This is a genomic window from Streptomyces virginiae (assembly GCF_000720455.1).
Taxonomy (GTDB): Bacteria; Actinomycetota; Actinomycetes; order Streptomycetales; family Streptomycetaceae; genus Streptomyces; species Streptomyces virginiae.
The window spans coordinates 237,113-258,493 of record NZ_JOAK01000012.1 but is presented as its reverse complement, the minus strand read 5'-3'; the positions used below and the strand labels follow the sequence as shown (position 1 = coordinate 258,493).

At 73.8% G+C, this 21,381-nt stretch carries 11 protein-coding genes; 1 reads left to right on the top strand and 10 read right to left on the bottom strand.

Translation table 11 applies throughout. From position 1 onward, the window contains the following. Nucleotides 1–4: 4 nt before the first annotated feature. The 6 genes from IG86_RS0120010 to IG86_RS0119985 form a co-directional block, all read right to left on the bottom strand. Nucleotides 5–6,457, bottom strand: coding sequence for a type I polyketide synthase (locus tag IG86_RS0120010; RefSeq protein ID WP_208864268.1), 6,453 nt, complete (start codon nt 6,455–6,457; stop codon nt 5–7). Nucleotides 6,458–6,511: 54 nt separating this feature from the next. Next, a complete protein-coding gene (locus IG86_RS40570; RefSeq protein ID WP_030649141.1) occupies nt 6,512–6,907 on the bottom strand; it encodes an acyl carrier protein in 396 nt (131 codons plus the stop codon). Then, on the bottom strand, nt 6,904–7,431 hold the full coding sequence (locus tag IG86_RS0120000) for an FcoT family thioesterase (RefSeq protein WP_030898411.1): 528 nt from the start codon (nt 7,429–7,431) through the stop codon (nt 6,904–6,906). Before IG86_RS0120000 ends, IG86_RS40570 begins: the two co-directional genes overlap by 4 nt. Before the next feature lie 2 nt (nt 7,432–7,433). Continuing rightward, nucleotides 7,434–8,630 (bottom strand): cytochrome P450 family protein, encoded by a 1,197-nt coding sequence (locus IG86_RS0119995; protein WP_045936446.1) that lies wholly within the window; start codon nt 8,628–8,630, stop codon nt 7,434–7,436. Nucleotides 8,631–8,684: 54 nt separating this feature from the next. Then, a complete protein-coding gene (gene scoE, locus IG86_RS0119990) occupies nt 8,685–9,575 on the bottom strand; it encodes a (3R)-3-[(carboxymethyl)amino]fatty acid oxygenase/decarboxylase (RefSeq protein ID WP_030898409.1) in 891 nt (296 codons plus the stop codon). Between the two features lie 65 nt (nt 9,576–9,640). Then, on the bottom strand, nt 9,641–10,348 hold the full coding sequence (locus tag IG86_RS0119985; protein ID WP_030898405.1) for a lysophospholipid acyltransferase family protein: 708 nt from the start codon (nt 10,346–10,348) through the stop codon (nt 9,641–9,643). Nucleotides 10,349–10,536: 188 nt separating this feature from the next. On the opposite strand from IG86_RS0119985, the gene IG86_RS0119980 reads away from it, so the two are divergent. Continuing rightward, nucleotides 10,537–10,788 (top strand): acyl carrier protein, encoded by a 252-nt coding sequence (locus IG86_RS0119980; RefSeq protein WP_030649152.1) that lies wholly within the window; start codon nt 10,537–10,539, stop codon nt 10,786–10,788. A 75-nt stretch (nt 10,789–10,863) separates the two neighbouring features. Here IG86_RS0119980 and IG86_RS0119975 read toward each other — a convergent pair whose 3' ends face one another. The 4 genes from IG86_RS0119975 to IG86_RS0119960 form a co-directional block, all read right to left on the bottom strand. After that, a complete protein-coding gene (locus IG86_RS0119975) occupies nt 10,864–12,633 on the bottom strand; it encodes a beta-ketoacyl [acyl carrier protein] synthase domain-containing protein (RefSeq protein WP_234316009.1) in 1,770 nt (589 codons plus the stop codon). A 2-nt stretch (nt 12,634–12,635) separates the two neighbouring features. Further along, nucleotides 12,636–18,869 carry a type I polyketide synthase gene (locus IG86_RS0119970; RefSeq protein ID WP_030898402.1) on the bottom strand — a complete coding sequence of 2,078 codons (6,234 nt, stop codon included), beginning with the start codon at nt 18,867–18,869 and terminating at the stop codon, nt 12,636–12,638. Nucleotides 18,870–18,966: 97 nt separating this feature from the next. Continuing rightward, the gene (locus tag IG86_RS0119965) at nt 18,967–20,151 is read right to left on the bottom strand and encodes a beta-ketoacyl synthase N-terminal-like domain-containing protein (RefSeq protein ID WP_030827237.1); all 1,185 of its coding nucleotides are present in this window, start codon (nt 20,149–20,151) and stop codon (nt 18,967–18,969) included. Then, nucleotides 20,148–21,377, bottom strand: a complete 1,230-nt coding sequence (locus IG86_RS0119960; protein WP_030827241.1) for a beta-ketoacyl-[acyl-carrier-protein] synthase family protein — start codon at nt 21,375–21,377, stop codon at nt 20,148–20,150. The genes IG86_RS0119965 and IG86_RS0119960 overlap by 4 nt, the downstream gene beginning before the upstream one ends. Nucleotides 21,378–21,381 lie beyond the last annotated feature (4 nt).

The following is a 21,381-nucleotide window of genomic DNA, read 5'->3' as shown; positions in this document are numbered from 1 at the left end:
CGCGTCACAGATCCATCAGGTCGGCGAGTTCGGCGTCGGCGTCGGCCTCGGACAGCTCCCGGACGTCCTTCGGCGCCTGGCGCGCGGCCCCCTCGTCGGCGGCCGGCGGGGCGATCTCCTGGTCCAGGTACTCGGCCAGCAGCAGGATCGACGGGTAGTCGAACACGATCGACGTCGGCAGCGGCACCTGGAAGCCCGCCTCCAGGGCGTTCTTCAGCTCGACGGCCACCAGGGAGTCGAGCCCCAGCTCGGTGAACTTCGCGTCCGCCGGGACGTCGTCCGCGCCCTCGAAGTGCAGCAGCACGGCGATCCGTTCCCGGATCAGCTCGTTGACCGTGGCCCGGCGCTCGGCCCGGGGCAGGGCCCGCAGCGCGTCGAGGTCGACCTTGCGCACCGCCGCGGCCGACGCCCGCGCCACCTCGCGGTAGAGCGCGCTCACCGCCGGACGCCCGGACGCGTACCGGTCCCAGTCGAACTCGCCGATGGTGACGTGCGACTCGCTGCCGCCCAGCGCCTTGAACAGGCACCGCGCGCCGTCCGTCGGCTTGAGGAACCGCATGCCCTGGCCCTCGATGCCGCGGATCAGCTCGGCGCTGAGGTTCGCGGCCATGCCCACCTCGGCCCACGGCCCCCAGCCGATGCTGAGGCCCGGCAGGCCCGCCGCGGAACGCCACTGCATCACCGTGTCGATGAAGGCGTTGCCCGCCGCGTAGTTGCCCTGCGCCACCGGTCCCAGCACCGAGGCCACCGAGGAATAGCCCACCAGGAACGGCTCCTCGGGGAAGGTCCGCAGGACCTGGTCGAGCTGCCAGGTGCCGAACACCTTCGCCTCGAAGACCTTCTCGACGCTCTCCCAGTCCATCGCCGAGATCGGCATGTCGGCCAGGACGCCCGCGCCGTGGAAGACGCCCGCGAGCGGCCTGCCGGACGCCTTGACGTCCTCGGCGATGCGGAGCACGTCCTCGGTGCGGGCGATGTCGCCCTGGTAGGCGGTCACCGAGACCCCCTCGCCGAGGCCGGCCGCGATGGCCGCGGTCCGCTCGGTGGACACGGCCCGCCGGCTGACCAGCCCGATGTGCCGGGCGCCCAGGGCGACCAGGCGTTCGGCGGTGACGGTGCCGATGGCGCCCAGACCACCCGTGATCAGGTACGTGCGGTCCGCGGCGATCTCCACGGGCCGGGCCGGGCGGTCGCCCGACGCGGTGAGGTCGAGGACGAGCTTGCCGATGTTCGCACCCCGGCTGAGGACCCCGAACGCCTCCTCGATCTCCTCCAAGGAGTACGAGGTCGTCGGGATGGGCCGGATCTCCTCCCGCTCCAGGAGGCCGGCGACGGTCTCCAGGATCTGCTTGTTCACCGCGCGCAGCTCGTGCTCGGGGAACTCGCTGAGGTCGAAGTTGTGGTACGCCACGTCCGGACGCGCCTCGCGCGCCTGCTCCGCGGACCAGATGCCGATCTTGCCGAGCTCCACGAAGCGCCCGCCCCGGCCCAGCGCCCGCATGCCCTCGGCGATGTACTCCTTGTTCAGGCTGTTGAGGACGATGTCGACGCCCGCGCCGCCGGTGATCTCCAGGATCCGCTCGGCGAACTCCGGGGAGCGCGAGTTCAGGACGTGCTCGACGCCCTGGGCGTGCAGCAGGGCCTGCTTGCGCGGGCTGGCCGTGGCGATGACCTCGGCCCCGGCGAGCTTCACCAGCTGCACCGCTGCCTGCCCCACCCCGCCCGCGGCGGCGTGCACCAGCACCTTGTCGCCGGCCTTGATGCCGGCCAGGTCGTGCAGGGCGTAGTACGCGGTCACGTACGCGGTGGCCAGACCGGCGGCCTCGGCGAAGCCGACGTTGGCGGGCTTGCGCACCGCCATGGCCGACGGCACCGTCACCCGGCGCTTCATGCACCCGAGGTGGCTGAGGACGACCTCGTCGCCCGGGGCGAACTCGGCGTCCGGGCCGGCCGCGAGGACCGTGCCGGAGCCCTCGAAGCCCAGGGGCAGCCGCTGGTAGGGCACCCCGGTGTCCTCGGCGTGCTGCTTGAGCAGGCCGAGCGCGTTGAGGACGTCCTTGAAGTTGAGGCCCGCGGCGTGCACCTGGACCTGCACCTCGTCCCCCTGGGGGGCGACGTCGGCCAGCGGCACCGGCTTGATGTTGGCGAACTCGCCGTACTCCGTCACGGTGAGCTCGAAGTTGTCGTCGTCCGCGGCGGCCGGCTCCACCGGGCGCAGCCGGCGCACGTGGCGGTTGCCCGCCCGGTAGCCGATCTGGAACTCCTCGGCCTCCGCGGCCAGCCACTCGTCGGCCAGCGACCGTGCGTCGCCGCCCTCCGGCAGGTCGACCAGGGTGACCTTGTACGTCGGGTACTCGCTCCACAGGGAGAGGCCGAAGCCCCACAGGGAGGAGGCGGGCACGGCGCCGGCCCCCGGCGCGGGCACGTCGCCCGGCAGCCGCTGAGCACCCTCGGTGACCAGCCACAGCCTCTGCTCGCGGCCGAAGCCCTGCTGCTCCAGCGAGGCCAGCAATGCCAGCAGGTCACGGTAGTTGGCCTCGGACTCGGCGCGCAGCCGCTCCTCGGTGACCGGGCCCGGCTGGGCACGCCAGAACCAGGCCACGTCGGTGGGACGCCCCGCCAGGCCCTGGGCCGCGCGGGCCGCCGAGCCGGCGTCCGGCGCGAAGGCCAGGGAGACGTCCGCCGCCTCGAGGTCGTTGACCGCCCCCGCGAGGGCCGCCTCGTCCCGGCCGACGACCAGGATCCGGCGGGCTCCCTCGGTACCGCGCCGCACCAGCGAGCGCTTGGTCCAGCGCGGGGTGTGGAAGAACCTGCGGCGGGGCCCGCCGGCGGTGTTGGCCACCCGCTTGAAGCCGAGGTCGCGTACGACGAACAGCGGCCGGTCACCCTCCAGCAGCACCAGGTCGGCGGTGAGTTCGCCGTCGGCGCTCTCCTCGCTGGTGATCCGCGCCAGGCTGCGCAGGGCGCCCTGCTTGGGCTTCTTCAGCAGCTGGAAGGTGCCGAAGGCGACCGGGAGGTAGGTGTGGCCGTTGTCGAGGACGGCCGCGAGGGACTGGATGACGTTGTCGAGGACGGACGGCGGCATGTGCTCCACCGCGCCGGCAGGCCGGCCGAGGAGCTGGGCGACGGCCACGCCGTCGCCCTCGCGGGACAACAGCTCGATGCGGCGGAACTCGGGGCCGTACTCCAGACCGAGGTCGGCGAAGTCGGCGTACAGGTCGTCCGCGCGGCGCGGGGCCGGAGCCTGCCCGCCGGTGTCGGCGGCGGCCCGGGCGGCCAGTTCGGCCGCTGCCTGCTCCAGCTCGGGCAGCAGGGTCCAGCCGGCGGCGATCCGGGCGACGGCGTGCCGCCGCTCGATGGCCCGGCCGGAGCCCTCGACCCGGCTGACGATCTCCACCTCGGCGCCGCCGTCCGGCAGTTCCGTCAGGCGGGTGCGGACCTCGGTGGGCTGGTCCTCGGTGAGGATCAGCGGTTCGAGGATGTCCACGCCCTCCAGCGGCCGGCCCGTCTCGCCGTACACGGCGTCCTGGAGCGCCAGCAGGATCTCGACGTAGCCCGCTCCGGGGAACACCACCTGGCCCATGACCACGTGGTCCGCGAGCTGGGCCGGGCGGTCGGGGGCGATGGTCGCGGCGAACTCGCGCACACCGCGTTCGCGGCCCGCGGCGTCGGTGATCTCCTGGCCGAGCAGCGGGTGGTGGACGCGCGAGGCATCGGCCACCAGCTCCTTGGAGTGCCGGACGCCGTTGATCGGGAGCCAGTAGCGCTTGCGGTCGAAGACCGTGCGCGGCAGCGGGACGCGGCGGTGCGGGCGGCCCGCGTGGTAGCCGGCCCAGTCGACGTGCAGGCCGGCGGCGTAGACGTCGGTGAGGGCCTTGCGGGCCGTGGAGCCGGCGGTGTCCTCGGCACCGGTGCTCGCCACCCAGACGTGGTCGCGGGCGTCGAGGATGCGCCGGCCCAGGCCCAGCAGCGTCGCGGCGGGCCCGACCTCGATGAAGGCGTGGCGGCCGCGGGCGCCGATGGTGGCCATGCCCGCGCTGAAGTCGACCGGTTCGCCGATGTGGCGCACCCAGTACTCGGGGGTGGCCAGCTCGGCCGGGTCGGCTACCCGGCCGGTCAGGTTGGAGACCAGGGTCAGCTCGGGCACCCGGAAGTCGATCGTGGAGACGACCTCGCGGAACGCGTCGAACACCTCGTGCATCAGCGGCGAGTGGAAGGCGTGCGAGACCGGCAGGGCCTTCGTCTTCACCTCGCGGGCGGTGAGCGCGGCGGTGATCTCGGCGAGCGATGCCGTGCCGCCCGAGATCACGCACTGGCCGGGGGCGTTGAACGCGGCGAAGGAGACGTCCCCGTAGGCCTCCAGCAGCGGCGCCACCTCCTCGGCGGGCGTTGTCACGGCGACCATGCCGCCGGGGGCGGTCACCGACTGCATCAGCCGGGCACGGGCGGCGACCAGCCGCACGGCGTCCTCCAGCGAGAACAGCCCGCCGATCGCGGCGGCGACGACCTCGCCGATGCTGTGGCCGATCAGGACGCTCGGCTCGATGCCCCAGCTGAGCCAGAGCTTCGCGGTGGCGTACTCCAGGGCGAACAGCGCCGGCTGGGTGTAGCGGGTCTCGTGGATGACCTCGGCGTCCTCGGCGGTGCCCAGGACGAGGTCCCTCACCGACCGGCCGATGGCCGGCGCGAACAGCTGCTCGCAGGCGTCCAGGTGCTCCCGGAAGACCGGGTACGCGTCGTACAGCGAGCGGCCCATTCCCGGGTACTGGGAGCCCTGCCCGGTGAAGAGAAGTGCGACCCTGCGCAGGTCGGAGGCGGCCGCGGGGGCCTTGTCCAGGAGCGCTTCCAGCTCGGCGCGGTCACGGACGACACCCGTCAGGCGGGTGCCGAAGTGGGCGCGGCCGATGTTGCCCGTGTAGCAGAGGTCGGCGAGGTCGGCGTCCGGGTTCCCGGCGAGGAAGTCGCGGTAGTTCTGCGTCTGGAGGGCCAGGGCCTTCTCGCCCTTGGCGGAGAGGGTGAAGACGTGCCCGGCGGTCTGCGGCGCATCCTGGCCGGGGTGCGCCTGCCCGGCGGGTGCGGGCGGCTGCTCCAGCACGGCGGAGGCGATGGTGCCCTGGAAGCCGAAGGAGTTGATCAGGGCGCGGCGGACCGGCGCCGCCCAGGCGCGGCCCTCGTTCGGCACCTCGACGGGCATGTTCGCCCACGGGATGTGCGACGAGGGCTTGTCCGCGTGCAGGTGGGGGTAGATCTCGCCGTTCTGCAGCTGGAGCGCGGCCTTGACGACGCCGCCGATGCCGGCGGCGGCCTCCATGTGGCCGATGTTGCTCTTGAGCGAGCCGACGACGAGCGGCGCGTCCGCGGTGTGGGACCGGGAGAACACCCCGTTGATGGCGCCCATCTCGATGGGGTCCCCGAGCGAGGTGCCGGTGCCGTGCGCCTCGACGTAGGAGACGTCGCCGGGCTCCAGCATGGCCGCGCCCAGCGCGGCCCGCATCACCTGCTCCTGCGCGGAGCCGTTGGGGACGGTCAGGCCGCCGCTCTCGCCGTCCTGGCGTACCGCCGTGCCGCGGACCAGGGCGATCACGCGGTCGCCGTCGCGCAGGGCGTCGGACAGCCGCTTGAGGACGACCATGCCGCAGCCCTCGGCGCGGCTGTAGCCGTCGGCCGAGTCGTCGAAGGTCTTGCACATCCCGTCGGGCGAGAGCATGCCCGCCTGGGAGAAGACGATGTGGTTGCGCGGGTGGTGGATGGCGTTGACGCCGCCGCACAGCGCGATCTCGCACTCGCCGCGCCGCAGCCCCTCGACCGCGAGGTGCAGGGCGACCAGCGAGGACGAGCAGGCGGTGTCGATGGCCATGCTCGGGCCGCGCATGCCGAGGAAGTAGGAGATGCGGCCGGCCGCGACGCTGTGGGCCGTGCCGGTGCCGACGTTGGCGTCCAGCTCGTCGTAGGCCAGGTCGTCGATCTCGATGGTGTAGTCGACGCAACTGATGCCGACGTACACGCCGCCGTTGCCGCCGCGCAGGGCGGTCGGGTCGATGTTCGCGTGCTCCAGCGCCTCCCAGGCGGTCTCCAGTACGAGCCGCTGCTGCGGGTCGATGTACTGGGCCTCCTTGGGGGAGATGTTGAAGAAGCGGGGGTCGAACCGGTCGATGCCGTCCAGGAAGCCGCCGCTGTGCGGCAGGATCTTGCCCTTGGCGTTCTCGCCGCCGGACGCGAACTCCGCCACGTTCCAGCGGGATTCGGGGATGGGGCCGGTCCCGACACCGCCGGCGCGCAGGAACTCGGTGAAGCCCTCGGGGGTGTCGTTGCCGCCCGGGAACCGGATTCCGGCCCCGACGATGGCGATGGGCTCGTACTTCTCCAGCATCAGCTCCTTGAGGAGCTGCTTGTGCTGCTGGAGAGCCTCACGGGACGCCTCCAGCTCATCCTGCTCATGGGCGGGCGTGTTGGGCACGGTCTTTCCTCCAGATCCGGCAGGGCCGCGAGGGGCCCTGCTGGAGAGACGTGGTCAGGCCTGGTAGAGGTCGCTCAGCAGGTCGTCGACCAGGGACTTGCGCAGGTCGGGTGCGGCGGGCGCGGCGGGGGCCGCCGGGCCGGGCGCCGGTGCACCGTCCAGGGGCTGCGTGAGCAGGTGGTCCAGGAGCCGGTCGACCGTCGGGCTGCCGAAGAGCACGGACGTGTCGATCGTGACGCCGAGACCGGCCTCCAGCCGCTGCTTGATCTCGGTGGCGCGCAGCGAGGTCAGGCCCAGGTCGAAGTAGTTCTCGTCGAGCGGAACGGTTTCGTCCCCGGTCATCAGCAGGGCCGTACGGAACTCCCGGACCACGAGGGCCTCCAGCTCCGTCCGCCACTCCGACCGGGGGAGCCGCCGGAAGCGGTCGGCCGCACGGGGGTCGATGGTCATGGTTGCACCGCAGTCATCGGATGGGTGATGGCGATCTTCACTTCGCCGTGGCAGTTGCCGCCGCTCGCGTCCCAGTACCGGCAGGCGGTGTGGACGACGAGCAGCGGCTCGCGGATGTCGCTGCCCTCCCACTCCACGACGTCCAGGATCTGGATCTCGCCGGAGAAGTGGCGGCCGCGCATGGCCCGCTTGAAGGTGCTGCGGAAGTCGGTGATGAGGAAGTCGGCCAGCTGGCGCTGCCAGTAGTCCTCCATGGACCAGTGCGCGAAGGACTCCAGGAGCCCGTCCTGCACCGACTTCGCGATGACGTAGTACAGCATCTGGTTGTAACAGATGTTGAACTCCACCGAGTTGAAGTGCCCGGTGTCGTCGATGTAGCACGACTCCGGGATCTCGAACTCGCAGCGGGCCGAGACCAGTCCGGCCGACCCGTCACCCCCTACCGTCACCTCGCACGACTTCAGGTACTGGCAGTGCTCCCGGTAGGGCTTGAGCACCTGCGCCAGCAGTTCGGTGTCGGTCATGATCAGTAGCGGATCGGAATGGCCTTGGGGGCGCGGATGAGGTATGCCTCGCGCCACTGGACGGAGTCGGCGGGCGCGGCCAGTTCCAGGTTGGGCAGGCGGCGCAGCAGGGTCTCGATGGCGATGGCGATCTCCATGCGGCCCAGCTCCGAGCCGGGGCAGTAGTGCGGGCCCTGGCCGAAGGCGATGTGCGTGAGGTTGGGCCGGTCGAGGTCGACCTCGTCCGGGTTCTCGAAGCGCAGCGGGTCGCGGTCCGCGGCACCCATGGAGCACAGGACGACGTCGCCCTTCTTGATCTCCACGCCGCCGATGGTCATGTCCTCGGTGGCGAAGCGGCGCACACCGGTGTGGGCGGTGCCGTACAGGCGCAGCAGCTCCTCGACGGCGTCCGGGATCTGCTCCGGATTGGCCCGCAGCCGCTCCAGCTTGGGACGGTCGTTCAGCAGGGCGAGCATGCCGCCGCCGATCATGCCCACGGTGGTGTCGTAGCCGCCGAGCAGGACCATGAAGCCCAGGCCGATCAGCTCGTGGTCGTCGAGGTGCTTGCCGTCGTCGTCCGTCCAGGCGATCCAGTCGGAGAAGATGTCGTCGCCCGGGCTGGTGCGCTTGTCGTCGATGAGGCGCTTGAGGAAGCCCAGCATCGTGGCGCCGGCCTCGCGCACGACCTCGGTGTTGATGCCCAGCATGGAGTCGGTCCAGTACTGGAAGTTCGCGCGGTCCTCGTCGGGGACGCCCATGATGTCGCCGGTGATGGTGATCGGCAGGGGCAGGGCGATCGCCGTCATGAGGTCGGTCTCGCCGGACTCGCCCATCGCGTCGATGTAGCCGTCGGTCAGCTCGACCACGCGCTTGCGCAGTGCGCGCACGCGCTTGATCGCGAACGACTTGTTCATGAACTTGCGCAGCCGCATGTGCTCGGCGCCGTCTTCGGTGGCGACGGTCTTGGTGCTGAACTCGGCCGGGAGGGGCAGGGTGCGGTAGTCCTCACCGGCGTGCTCGATGCTGCGGACGAGCCGCCGGTCGGCCAGTGCGTCCCGGGTCTCCTCGAAGCCCGTGACCAGCCAGGCCGGGAAGCCCTCGGGGGTCATGATGCGGTGGACGGGCCCCTTCTCGTGCAGGGACGCGTAGGTCCCGTAGGGGTCGCGCATGTACTGCTGGTCGAACACCTCATGGGCAACCGGGCACTGGGGAGCGGTCATTCTTCACCTCTGTAGAGCGGAACTCGTGGGGGGCCGGCGGGAGCGCGTACCGCGTCAGGCGCCGAGGCCCTCGTAGAAGGGGTACTGGTCGTACACGGTCACTCGGTGCGAGACGGCGGGCTCCGGAGTGGCGGTGTGCAGGGCCCGGTGGACGAGGCTGCGGTTGTCCCAGACGAGGAGGTCGCCCTGCTCGAAGGTCTGCAGGTGGATGTTCTCGTGCTCGAACGTGTCGTCCAGCTGGCCGCTCGCCTCCAGGAGGGCGGTCAGCAGGGACTTGTCCAGCGCGTTGCCGTCCGCGTCGATCAGACCGGTGGTGAAGCCCTCGCTGATGTAGAGGACGGTCTCGCCGGTGGCGGGGTGCTTGAAGGCGGTCGGGTGGGGCGACGGGGGCGTCTTGGCCTGGATCTCGTCGACCAGTTCGCCGACGGGGCGGTAGACGTCCTCGGGGCGGATCTTGAAGTAGCGGCTGACGTTCTGGACCGCGCGGGTGCCCTCGACGGCGTGCTTCAGCTCGTCGGACAGGCCCTCGTAGGCGCGGCCCATGTCGATGAAGAAGGTGCCGCGGTTCTTCTTGGGGACGACCTGCGGGTAGATGAGCGTCAGGCCGAAGGGGTTCGGCATGAACTGGTAGTCCGCGTGCCAGAACTTGCCGGTCTTCGGGACGCCGACCTGGGTGCCGTCCGAGCTCGCCACGTTCGAGGACACGAAGATCTCGGAGACCTCCGGGTGCTGGTACATGGGCTCGTAGTACGTCTCCACGGTGCCGAGGCGGCGGCCGAGCTCGGCGAATTCCGGGGAGGAGAGGTGCTGGTTGCGCAGCACGACGATCTTGTCGCTGTAGACGCGGTTCTTGATCTCTTCGAAATCCGCTTCCGTGGCGGTGTTGAGATCGAATTCCTCGACGGTTACGCCGAACTTCTTGTCTTCCTGGCGGAGAATCTTCACGAGAACCTCTCTCGGTGGTCAAGTCGCGCTCGGAACGAAACTATCGGCGGGGGCTAAAGCCCTTCTTATTCCGTGCTTGCCGCCGCCTTGGCCCGGGATTCCGCCGCGCGACTCTTGACCGTCGCGGCATAGGTGTCCACGTACTCCTGGCCGGTCAGAGCGGATATCTCCTGCGTGATCCGATTCGTGACCGTCCGGCGCACGCGGCGGTCGTCCTCTCGTCCGGCGTGCTCGGGGAAGGTCATGGGGGCGCCGAAGCGGACGTCGAAGCGGGAGACGTAGAGCCGTTTGGCGCCGGCCGGGTGCACCCGCTCCGTGCCGGTCAGCCCGCAGGGGACCACCGGCGCCCCGCTCCGCAGCGCGATCCACGCCGTGCCCGTGTTCCCCTTGTACAGGCGGCCGTCGGGCGACCGGGTGCCCTCGATGTGCACGCCGACCCCGTGCCCCTCGCGCATGATGCGCAGGGAGGTCTCCAGGCCCGCCATGGTCGCGGAGCCGCTCGTGCTGTCGACGGAGATCATCCCGACGGAGCGGAAGAACAGGCCCTGCAGCCGGCCCTTGAGGCCCGGCATCTCCAGCCAGCCCTGCTTGCCCACGAAGTAGAGGTGTCGTGGGACCAACAGCGCGATGAATATCGAGTCGAAAAAGGACAAGTGGTTCGCCGCGATGATGAAGGGGCCGGACTTCGGCAGGTTCTCGACGCCGCTGACGCGGGGCCGCAGGACGAGCCTGAGCGGAATGAGGAGAAGCCGCCTCAGCAGCATCCGGAGCATGTGCAGGTCTCCATCTCTGAACGTCTCGGCCGAGCGTTCACCGGGAATATAGGAGGGGTCGACAGGGCGGGCAAGGCTGATTTAGTGCCGCGGTCAGCCGGATGAAAGGGTCGCTTTAGCGGGGCGTAGTCCGCCGGTTGTTAGGCTGCTGCGCGTTTCACTGCTCAGGATTCAGAGACGAGGATGTCGTGCCCCAGCCCGCCGATCTTGCTTCCGTCCGTGCCTTCGTCGAGCGCGAACTCGTCGACTTCGGGGCGGAGCCCGACGCGATCACGGACCAGGCCAGGCTGGAGGAGCTGGAGATCGACTCGCTCGGCGTCGTCGAGCTCACCGCGTCCGTCAAGCGCGAGTTCGCCGTCGACGTCCCCCTCGAGGCGCTGACCAAGGACCTCACGGTCGCTGCGGTCGTCGCCCTGATCCAGGACGCGGCGGCGGCCTGACCGGACGGATCCGCGCAGGGAGGGCCGGTACCGGATCACCGTCCGGGACCGGCCCTTGCGCGTACCCGCGGCCGGTCAGCCGCCCGCGGCCGGGCGCTCCGCGTCGAACGGGGCGTAGCGCCGCCGTTCCCACGGGTACGCCGGCAGGTCTACGACCCGTCGGGGCAGGTCCGCGAACCCGGGGGCCGTGTCCGCCGCGACCTCCCGCACCGCCGGCGGGGTCAGGCCCTCGGCGACGGCGTTCAGGGCGGCCGCCGCCGCGTGCCGGTCGCAGGCCTCGACCCGGATGCGGGTGGCCAGGGCCGTACGGCCGTGCGTGACGGTGTAGGCGAAGGAGGCGTACTCCTCGTCCTTGATGCCGGCCAGGCGCGCGGCCAGCCGCGCCGCGTACGCCCGCAGCGCGGCCGGGGTCCGGGCCGACACCTCGAAGCCGGTCACGGCGACGGCGGCTGCCGCGACCGGGCCCGCGGCCCGCTCCGCGACCGGGTCCGGTGCGCCGAGCACGACGTGCGCGTTGGTACCGCTCATACCGAAGGAACTGACGCCCGCGTACGCCCCGGCGCCGGCGGGCCACGGCTCCAGTTCGGTCGGGATGCGAAAGCCCGTCCCCGACAGGTCGATGCGCGGGTTCAGGGTGGTGAAGTGCGGTACGGGCGGCACCGCCCGGTGCCGCAGGCTCAGCACGGCCTTGATCAGGCCCAGCACGCCCGCCGCCGACTCCGTGTGGCCCAGGTTCGCCTTGGCCGAGCCGAGCAGGACCGGCGCACCCGCGCCGCCCGGCCGGCCCAGGGCCGCCGCCAGCGCCTCCACCTCGATCGGGTCGCCCAGCGAGGTACCGGTGCCGTGGGCCTCCACGTGGCCGATGTCGGCCGGGCCCAGGCCCGCCTCCGCCAGCGCCCGCTCCACCAGCCGGGTCTGCGCCAGCACGTTGGGCGCGGTGAAGCCCGAGGCCCGACCGTCGTGGTTGACCGCCGAACCGTGGATCACCGCGTGCACCCGGTCGCCGTCGCGCACGGCGTCCGCCAGCCGCTTGAGGACCACGATGCCGCAGCCCTCGGAACGGGTGAAGCCGTTGGCCCGCGCGTCGAAGGGACGGCACACCCCGTCCGGGGAGAGGGCGCCCGTGCGCGCCGCGAGCGCGGTCCCGTGCGGTGACAGCACCAGGTTCACCCCGCCGGCCACCGCGATGTCGCACTCGCCGCTGCGCAGCGCCTGCCGCGCCAGGTGGACCGTCACCAGTGAGGAGGAGCAGGCCGTGTCCACGGCCATGGCCGGGCCGGTCAGGCCCAGCGTGTGCGCGAGCCGCCCGGCGGAGAAGCAGTGCCCGTTGCCGGTGGCCCAGTACGAGTCGGGCCCCTCGCTCATCCACTCCCGGTAGTCCTGGCCGGTGATGCCCACGTACAGGCCCGTCGCGGCCGCCGCCGCCCGGCCGGCGGGGATGCCGGCGTCGTCCAGGGCCTCCCAGACCACTTCGAGCAGCAACCGGTGCTGCGGGTCCAGGGAGCGCCCCTCGCGGGGCGCGACACCGAAGAACGGTCCGTCGAACTCCAGCACCTCGTCCAGGAACCCGCCCCGGTGCGGCACGTCGTCCCAGGCGTCCCCGAAGGGGGCCCGCCGCGACTGCGGGATCGGGCGCACCGCGTCCGTCCCCGACGCCAGCGCCGACCAGTAGCCGTCGAGGTCCTCGATGCCGCCGGGGGCCCGCAGGCCGACGCCGACCACGGCGACCGGCTGGGCGCCCCGCAGCGCCGCCAGCTCCTCGCGCAGGGCGCGGATCGTCTCCATGGCCCGGCTGACCGGGGTGGCGCGGACCGTGCCCGCCGCCTTGCCGCTGTCCTGTTCCACCGTCAGGCCTCCTGTTCCGCGAGCCGCTCCACCAGCGCGCCGGCCAGCGGCCGCAGCGCCCCGTACGTCCACAGGAGCGTCGGCGACAGCCGCAGCCCCAGATCGGCCTCCAGCCGGTTGCGCAGCTCCAGGCTCATCAGCGAGTCCAGGCCGAGCGACTTCAGCGGCGTCTCACGGTCGATGGAGTCAGCCGACAGCCGCAGCACCCGGCCGGCGAGCTGCCGTACGCGCTCCTCGACCACCGCGTGCCGCTCCTCCTCGGGACAGCCGCCCAGCAACTGGCGGAAGTCGCCGCCCGAGCCGGCGCCCGGCTCCCTCGTCGTGCGCAGCAGGCTCCAGCTGGGCAGGCCCGCCGCCGCCGGGTACGTCTCGAACCAGCGGCGCGGGTCCAGGGCCACGTACCCCACGACGCTCTCGCCGTCCGCGAGGAAGGACTCCAGCGCCCGCCAGGCCTCGGCGGCCTCGAAGCCGTCCATGCCGCGGTCCGCGAGGCGCTCGCCGCGCTCGGCGGACCGGGCCGCCAGGCCGATGCCGTCGAAGGTGCCCCACTGGACGCTGAGGGCGGGCCGGCCCGCGGCCCGCCGGGCCACGGCCAGCGCGTCCATGTAGGTGTTGGCCGCCGCGTAGGCGGACTGGCCGACGTTGCCGACGAGACCGGCGGCCGAGGAGAACAGCACGAAGAGGTCCAGCGGATCGTCCGCCGTCAGCCGGTCCAGTTCGGCGGCGCCGTCGACCTTCGGCGCCAGCACACGGGCCACGTCCGCCGCGTCGAGGTTGCGCACGACGGCGTCGGAGAGGACACCCGCCGCGTGGAACACGCCGCGCAGCGCAGGGAGTTCGGCCCGCACCCGGGCGAGCGCCAGGTCCAGGGAGGTGGCGTCGGCGACGTCCGCGTGCACCACCGAGACCCGTGCGCCGGCCGCGCGCAGCGCCGCGAGGCGGTCCGCGGCCTGCGGGGAGGGCTCCGAACGGCCCAGCAGGGCCAGGGCGGTGGCCCCGCGCTCCACCAGGTGCTCGGCCAGGGAGAGTCCGAGGTCGCCCAGACCGCCGGTGATCAGGTACGTGCCGTCGGCGCGGAACCGGCCGTACGGCAGCGGGTCCGCCACCACCCGCTCGACGCTCTGCGGTCCGTACAGCACGAACTTGCCGATGTGGTCGCCGTGCGACATGGCCCGCAGCGCCTCGGCCGCGTTGTCGAAGGTGTACTGGGTGACGGGCAGGGCCGTGAGCCGGCCCGCCTCCACCTCGTCCCAGACCGCGCGGAAGAGGCGGGCGAACCGCTGGGGCCGCCGCATGACGAGCCCCTCCAGGTCCACCGCCGCGAAGCTGACGCCCTTGCGGAAGGGGGCGAGGCCCAGGGTGCGCTCGCCGTGGATGTCCTTCTTGCCGACCTCGACGAACCGGCCGTCCTCGGCGAGCACCTCCAGGCCGCGCGCGATGGCGGCGCCGGTCAGCGAGTTGAGGACGACGTCGACGCCCCGGCCGCCCGTGCGCTCCAGCACGGCGTCCGCCCAGGACAGGTCGCGCGAGTCGAAGACGTGCTCGACGCCCAGTTCCCGCAGGTAGGCGCGCTTGGCGGCGCTGCCCGCCGTCGCGATGACCTCGGCGCCCAGCATCCGGGCCACCTGGACGGCGGCCAGCCCCAGACCGCCGGCCGCCGAGTGGACCAGGACGGTCTCGCCCGGCTCCGTGCGGGCCAGGTCGTGCAGCGCGTACCAGGCGGTCGCCAGGACCAGCGGCAGCGCGGCGGCGTCCTCCTGCGTCATCTCCTCCGGCACCGGCCGTGCGTGGTCGGCGCGGACGGTCACGTGCGAGACGATCGCGCCGAAGACGCACGCCACCACCCGGTCGCCGACGCGGAACCCGGCCGTGCCGGGGCCCACCGAGACGACCCGGCCGGAGCAGTCCCCGCCGAGCAGCTCCTTGCCGCCGGCCTCGTCGGGGTAGGTGCCCACGGCCTTCATCACGTCGATGAAGTTGAGGGAGGCCGCGTCCACCTCGATCTCGATCTCGCCCGGCCCCGGCCGCCGGCGCACCAGCGGCAGGTAGCGCAGGGACTCCCACAGTCCGGGCCGCGGGCCCGGGTGCAGCCGGAACGGCTGGCGGCCCGTGTACGGCAGCGGCGCGGCGGAGTCGTCCGGGCGGTGCCCGCCGCGCTCCAGCCGGCCCGCCAGGCGCCGCTCCCCGCGGCTGAGGACCTGGTCCTCGCGCTCGGCGTCCAGCAGTTCCCGCACGACGCCGGCCGTCCACCCGTCGTCACCCGCGGTGTCCACCAGCCGCGCCGCCAGCCCCGGGTGCTCGCCCTGCACCACCCGTACGAAGCCCCAGTACAGGGCCGCTCCCGGATCGGGCGCCTCGGTGGCCGACGCCGCCTGGGCCCGCGTGGTCAGCACCGTCAGGCGGGGCGCCACGGGCCGGTCCGCGCAGGCCCCGGCGAGCGCGCCGAGTGCCTCCAGGCCCGCCCGCTGCTCCTCCTCGCCCGCCGCCCGGTCCGGGGCGACGAACACGACCTCCCCGCCGTCGGCGGCCCGCAACGCCTCGGCCCAGGCCTGTGTCCCGTCGGCCCAGGCCCGCGGCAGCGTCACGGCGGTCCCGCCGAGCGCGCCGGCCAGTTCGACGGCGGTGGTGCGGGCCGAGTCCGGGCCGCACACCAGCCAGGGCCCCTGCTCCGCGCCGGCTGCCGGTTCCGCGTACGGGCGTTCGTGGAAGCCGAACCGGTGCACGCGCTCGGGGGCCGGCCCGGACCGCTCGCCGCTGCGCAGGCGGCGCAGCTCCAGCCCGCTCACGCGGGCCACCGGCTGGCGGTCCGGCCCGTACAGGGCCAGGTCGAAGTGCCCGTCGGGGCGGCGCACCGCGTGCACCCACAGCTCGGTCAGGTCCGAGGGCCGCCCCGGCAGCAGCGCGAGCCGCTCGATCGCGACGGGCACCACGGTGTCCTCGTGGGCGCACAGCGCGAGGGAGACCTGGAACGCCCCGTCCCACAGGGCCGGGTGGAGGACGAACCGGCGGGCGCCGGGCCGGCACTGCTCGGCCAGGGTCACCCGGCCGAGGGCCTCGTCGCCGTGCACGCGCAGTTCGCCGACGCCCTGGAAGGCCGGGCCGTACCGCAGGCCGCGGGCGGTGCAGGAGCGGTAGAACGAGGCCCCGTCGACGGCCGGTTGCCTCAGCAGGTCGGTGGGGAAGACCGGCGGGGCCGCCTGCTCGGCGCGGTAGGAGGCGTGCGCCGTCATGTGCCGGGTCCAGCCGTCGGCGCCGTCGGGCAGCGACAGCACCTCCAGACCGGCGCCCTCGCCGGCGTCCTCCCGCCAGACGCCGCCCAGGTGCAGCCCGCCGTCCGCGAGGGTCATGTCGCTGAGGAAGGACAGGCCGCGCAGCGACTGCGGGACACCGCCGGTACGGGCGGCCGCCGTGCCCAGACACAGCTCGATCGAGGCCGCGGCGGGCACGACGACGGCGTCGTGCACCTGGTGGTCGGCGAGCCAGGGGTGGGATCCGGTGCCGATCTCGGTGGTGCCGTGCCAGGTGCCGGCCTCGGTGGGCAGCGGGACGAGCGGGAAGGCGAACGCGGCCGAACGGCCCGCTCCGCGTTGCGGCGCCCCGACCCAGTAGCTCTCGCGCTGCCACGGGTAGGCGGGCACGCCCGCGTCGCGCGACGTCGGGCGCGGCCCGTACGCCGTCAGGCCCGCCACGTGGCCCTGCGCGAAGCTCTCGGCGAGGTCCTCGGGGGCGCCGCGGTCGCGGTGCAGGGTGCCCAGCACGGCCGGCGGCTCCTTGCGCAGCGCGCCGATCTGCTCCAGCGCCGGCACCAGCACCGGGTGCGCGCTGACCTCCACGACATGGGTGACGCCCTCGTCGAGGAGCGCGTCCAGGGCCTGCGCGAAGCGCACCGGGCGGCACAGGTTCTCCACCCAGTAGGAGCCGTCCATCTCCGGGCCGGCCAGCTCCGCGGCGCGCACCGTGGACATGAGGCGGATCGAGCCCTCGCCGGGCCGGACCGGGGCGAGCACCTCGTGCAGTTCGTCGGTCAGGTCGAGCATGAGCGGGCTGTGGGAGGCGTAGTCCACGTTGATCAGACGGCAGTACGTGCCGTCCGCCTCCAGGAGTTCCTTCAGCAGCAGTACCGAGTCGCCGTCGCCGGAGAGCACGCAGGAGCTGGGGCCGTTGTGCACGGCGAGCGCCACGCAGTCCTCGAAGCCCTCCAGGGCGGCGGTTGCCGCGTCGGCGTCGAGGTCGACGGCGAGCATCCGACCGGTGCCGGCGGCGGTGCGCAGCAGGACGGCGCTGCGCCGGGCCACGACGAGGGCGGCGTCCTCCAGGGAGAGGATCCCGGCCACGGTGGCGGCGGCGATCTCGCCCTGGCTGTGTCCGACGACGACGTCCGGTTCCACGCCGGCCGTGCGCCAGGCGGCGGCCAGGGCGACGGAGACCGCCCACAGCACCGGCTGGACGATGTCGACGCGGCCCATCCAGGCGTCGCCGTCGCGGCCGGTGAGCACCTCGGTCAGGGACCAGTCGGTGTGCGGGGCGAGCGCCGCGGCGCACCGGTCGATCACCGCGGCGAACGCCGGGTCCTCGGCGTACAGCCGGGCGCCCATGGCGGCCCACTGCGAGCCCTGGCCGGGGAAGACGAAGGCGGTACGGCCGCGGTCGCGGGCCCGGCCGCCGACGGTGCCCGACGAGGTGGCCTCCGGGTCGGCGGCGTAGGCGTCGAGCGCGGCGCGCAGGCCGTCTCCGTCCGTGGCGACGAGGCCCGCCCGGAAGGGGAACTGGTCGCGCTGCCAGCCGAGGGTGGCGGCGATCTCCCGCGGGTCGGCGCCGGGGGCGTCCAGGGCCTCGCGCACGTCGCGGGCGCGCTGGACGAGGGCCGCCTGGCTGTGGGCGCTGAGCGGCAGGACGAAGGGCGCCCGGCCGCGGTCCTGCGGCGCGGCCCCGTCCGCCGCCCCGCTGGCCGGCGGGGCCGCGGTGATCACGGCGTGGGCGTTGGTGCCGCCCCAGCCGAAGGAGCTGACGCCCAGGTAGACCGGGCCGCCGTCCGCGGGCAGCGCCAGCGGCTCCCGTACGACCTCCAGGCCCAGTTCGCCGAAGGGGATGTCCGGGTTGAGCTCGGCGGAGTGCAGGCTGGGCGGCACGACGCCGTTCTTCAGCGAGAGCACCGCCTTGAAGAGCCCGGCGAGCGCGGCCACCGGTTCGAGGTGCCCGATGTTCGTCTTCACCGACCCGATGCCGAGCGGCCGGCCCGCCCGCTCGGGTGCCTGCCCCAGCACCCTGCCCAGCGCGGTCGCCTCGACCGGGTCGCCCGCCCGGGTGCCGGTGCCGTGCGCCTCCACGTACGCGACCCGGGCGACGGGGATGCCGGAGTCGGTGTAGACGCGGCGCAGCAGGTCCTCCTGGCCGGCCAGGCTGGGCGTCACCAGGCTGGTGCCGCCGCCGTCGTTGTTCGAGGCGGTGCGCACGATCACGGCGTGCACGCGGTCCCCGTCCCGGCGGGCCCGCTCCAGGGTCTTGAGGTAGACGGCGGCCACGCCCTCACCGCGTACGAAGCCGTCCGCGCCGGCGCCGAAGGCGCTGCACCGGCCCTTGGGGGAGAGACCGCCGAAGTGGGTGAGGCCGATGGTCACGTCCGGGGTCAGCATCAGGTTGGCCGCGCCGACCAGCGCGCCGTCGACGTCGCCGGCCCGGATCGCCTGGCAGGCCAGGTGCAGGGCGACGAGGGAGGAGGAGCAGCCGGTCTCCAGGGTCAGGCTGGGACCGGTGAGACCGAGGAAGTAGGAGATCCGCGCGGACAGCATGTCGAGGGCGTTGCCGGATATGGAGTGCTGGGTCGGGCGGGCGCCGCGGTCCTCGCGCAGCCGCTCGTAGTCCTGCCACAGTCCGCCGAAGTAGACGCCGGTCCGGGTGCCGCTCAGGCTCGCGGTGGGCACTCCGGCGTCCTCGAGCGCCAGCCAGCTCGTCTCCAGCATCAGCCGCTGCTGGGGGTCGAGGACCTCCGCCTCGCGCGGCGAGACGCCGAAGAACGCCGCGTCGAACTCGTCGATGCCCTCGAGGAAGCCGCCGTGGCCCTGGATCTCCTTCTCCGGGTCCAGTGGCTGGTCGGTCTTCCAACGGGCCGAAGGGATGGGGCGGATCGCGTCGCCGCGGTCCATGAGCAGGTCCCAGAACCGGTCCGTGTCGGGAGCCTCGGGGAATCGCCCCGCCATCCCCACGATGGCGATCAGCTCAGCCGGGTCGTGATGCACTTCCTACCTCCGTACGGCAGGGGGCCGGAGCTCCGGTTCTCCCTGGTTCGTTCATGGGTTCTGGTACGCGGGGCCGGGCGGACCGGCGGGACTCGGCCTACGGGGTGCGCAGCACCACGGCCGAGGCCTGGCCGTAGGTGTCGGTCGTCAGGACCAGCGCGGGCCCGCCCGCCAGGTCCCGCGGGCCGTCCGAGATGGCGACGGCGGGCAGGTCCGGATCCGCGGCCCCCCGGCCCGCGGTGGGCGGGGCGCACCGGTCGGCCAGGGCCCGCGCGGTCAGCGCGACCTGGAGCAGGGCGGTGGCGCCCGCGCAGTCCCCGAGGGCGCCGAAGGGGCTGTGCACGGGGGTGCCGGATCCGACGGCCCCGTGCACGGCGAAGGCCTCGGCGCGGTCGGTGAGCGGGTCGCCGGCGGCGGAGGAACAGACGAGGGAGAGGTCCCCGGCCGCGACGCCGGCCTCGGCCAGGGCCGCCGCGAAAGCGGGAGCGGCGGCGCTCGCGCCGTCGGCGCCGCCCCGAAGGGCGCTCACGCCCGCGATCTCGGCGTGCACCCGGGCACCCCGGGCCCGCGCCCGTGCGGCGTCCTCGACGACGAGCACCACGGCCGCCTCGCCGGGCGGGGCGCCGGCCCGGTCCGCGCCGAACGGCCGTGGCGTGCCCGCCCGTTCACCGGCGGCCAGCCGCAGCGGGTCCAGTACGTCCACGGCCGCCACGAGCACGGCCTGCGCCTGCCCCGTACGGACGTAGTCGGCGGCGACGGTCAGCGCGTGCGCCCCGGAGCAGCGGCCGGCCGTGACGGTGACGATGCTGCCCTGCGCGCCGGCGGCGATGGACAGGTCCGAGGCCGCGGCGTTCAGGCTGCCCTGCGGGCCCGCGTACGGGCTGACCAGCTCCGGGCCGAGGGTCAGGCCGTCGCGCATCACCTGGAGGTAGCCCGTCAGGCCGCCGGCGGCGGTGCCCAGGACGACGGCGGTCTCCTCCGGGTCCGGGGCCTTCCCCGGCCCGAATCCGGCGTCCTGCCAGGCGAGCATCCCGACCCGGGAGACCAGCAGGGACTCGCGGCTGAGCGCGCGCAGCCGCTTGCGGCCGAAGGCCGGCACGTCCGGCAGGTCGTCGGCGAGCGCGCCGGCCGTGGCCTTGGCGTCGCCCGGGTACAGGCCGTCGGTGGCGGTGCACGGTGTGAAGCCGGTCCGCCCGGCCAGGAGCGCCTCCCAGGTCGCGTCGAGGCTGCCGCCGAGCGGACTGGCCAGGGCGATGCCGGTGACGGCGGCCGTGGGGCTCATCGTGCGCTCCCTGCTGTGCTCGGGCGGGTGAAGACGGTGCATGCGGTGTTGCCCCCGAAGCCGAAGGCGTTGTTGACGGCGACCCGCACCGGCATCTCGCGCGCCCGGCCGCGCACGACGTCGACGTCGCACTCCGGGTCCAGTTCGACCAGGTTGGCCGTGGGCGGGACCACCCCGTCGCGCAGCGCCAGGACGCACGCGACCGCCTCGATGGCGCTGGCCGCGCCCTGGGTGTGCCCGAGGGCCCCCTTCAGCGAGGTCACGGCGGGTGTGCGGGGCCCGAAGACCTCCCGCAGGGCCTGCGCCTCGACGCGGTCGTTGGAGGGGGTGCCGGTGCCGTGGGCGCTGACGTGGTCGACGCGGTCGGGGGAGATCCCGGCGGACTTCAGGGCCCGCAGCATGGAACGGCGGGCGCCGCTGCCCTGCGGGTGCGGGGCCGTCATGTGGTGGGCGTCCGACGCCGAGGCCCAGCCCGCCAGTTCGGCGTGGACGTGCGCGCCGCGCCGCCGGGCGTGCTCGTAGGACTCCAGGACCAGGGCGGCGGCCCCCTCCGAGACGATGAGCCCCGCGCGGTCGCGGTCGAAGGGCCGCAGGAAGTCGGGGGCCAGCGAGCGCAGGCTGGAGAACATCATCATGATGCCGCTGGACAGTTCGTCGACACCGCCGGCGATCATCACGTCGGCGCGGCCCGCCCGGATGGTGTCCGCGGCGTGGGCGAGCGCGCTGTTGCCCGAGGCGCAGGCCGTGGCCACGGCCAGGCCCGGTCCGAGGAAGCCCAGTTCGCGGGCCACCGCGTCCGTGAGGTCCGGCGCCGCCCGCGGCCCCGGGTACGGCGCCCCGTGGGCGTCCGCTGCGCGGTGGAAGCCGGTCACGGCCGGTTCGAGCCCGGCGCGGCTGCCCAGGAGCGTGCCCAGGCAGACGCCGGCCCGGTACGGGTCGCCGGTCCACCGGTGGATCCCCGCGTCGGCCGCCGCCGCGGCGGCCGCGGCCCTGGCGAGCGCCAGGCTGCGCTCGCCGCCGGCCCGCGGCGCGTCGAAGCCGGCGACCTCGCCGGCCAGCGCGGCCGGGAAGTCGGCCGCGTCGGGACGGGTCAGCGGGCCCGTGCCCACCACTCCGCGGACCGCGGCGTCCCAGAAGCCCGCCACGGTCGTGCCGATCGGCGTGAGCACGCCGAGCCCGGTCACGACGACCCGTGCGGGCCCCGTCTGCGCTGCCATCGCTGCCATCACC

Excerpts from the sequence above, each read along its gene's own strand:
- IG86_RS40570 (WP_030649141.1), bottom strand. The coding sequence starts at position 6,907 with ATGACCATCGACCCCCGTGCGGCCGACCGCTTCCGGCGGCTCCCCCGG.
- IG86_RS0120000 (WP_030898411.1), bottom strand. The coding sequence starts at position 7,431 with ATGACCGACACCGAACTGCTGGCGCAGGTGCTCAAGCCCTACCGGGAG.
- IG86_RS0119995 (WP_045936446.1), bottom strand. The coding sequence starts at position 8,630 with ATGACCGCTCCCCAGTGCCCGGTTGCCCATGAGGTGTTCGACCAGCAG.
- IG86_RS0119985 (WP_030898405.1), bottom strand. The coding sequence starts at position 10,348 with ATGCTCCGGATGCTGCTGAGGCGGCTTCTCCTCATTCCGCTCAGGCTC.
- IG86_RS0119965 (WP_030827237.1), bottom strand. The coding sequence starts at position 20,151 with ATGAGCCCCACGGCCGCCGTCACCGGCATCGCCCTGGCCAGTCCGCTC.
- IG86_RS0119960 (WP_030827241.1), bottom strand. The coding sequence starts at position 21,377 with ATGGCAGCGATGGCAGCGCAGACGGGGCCCGCACGGGTCGTCGTGACC.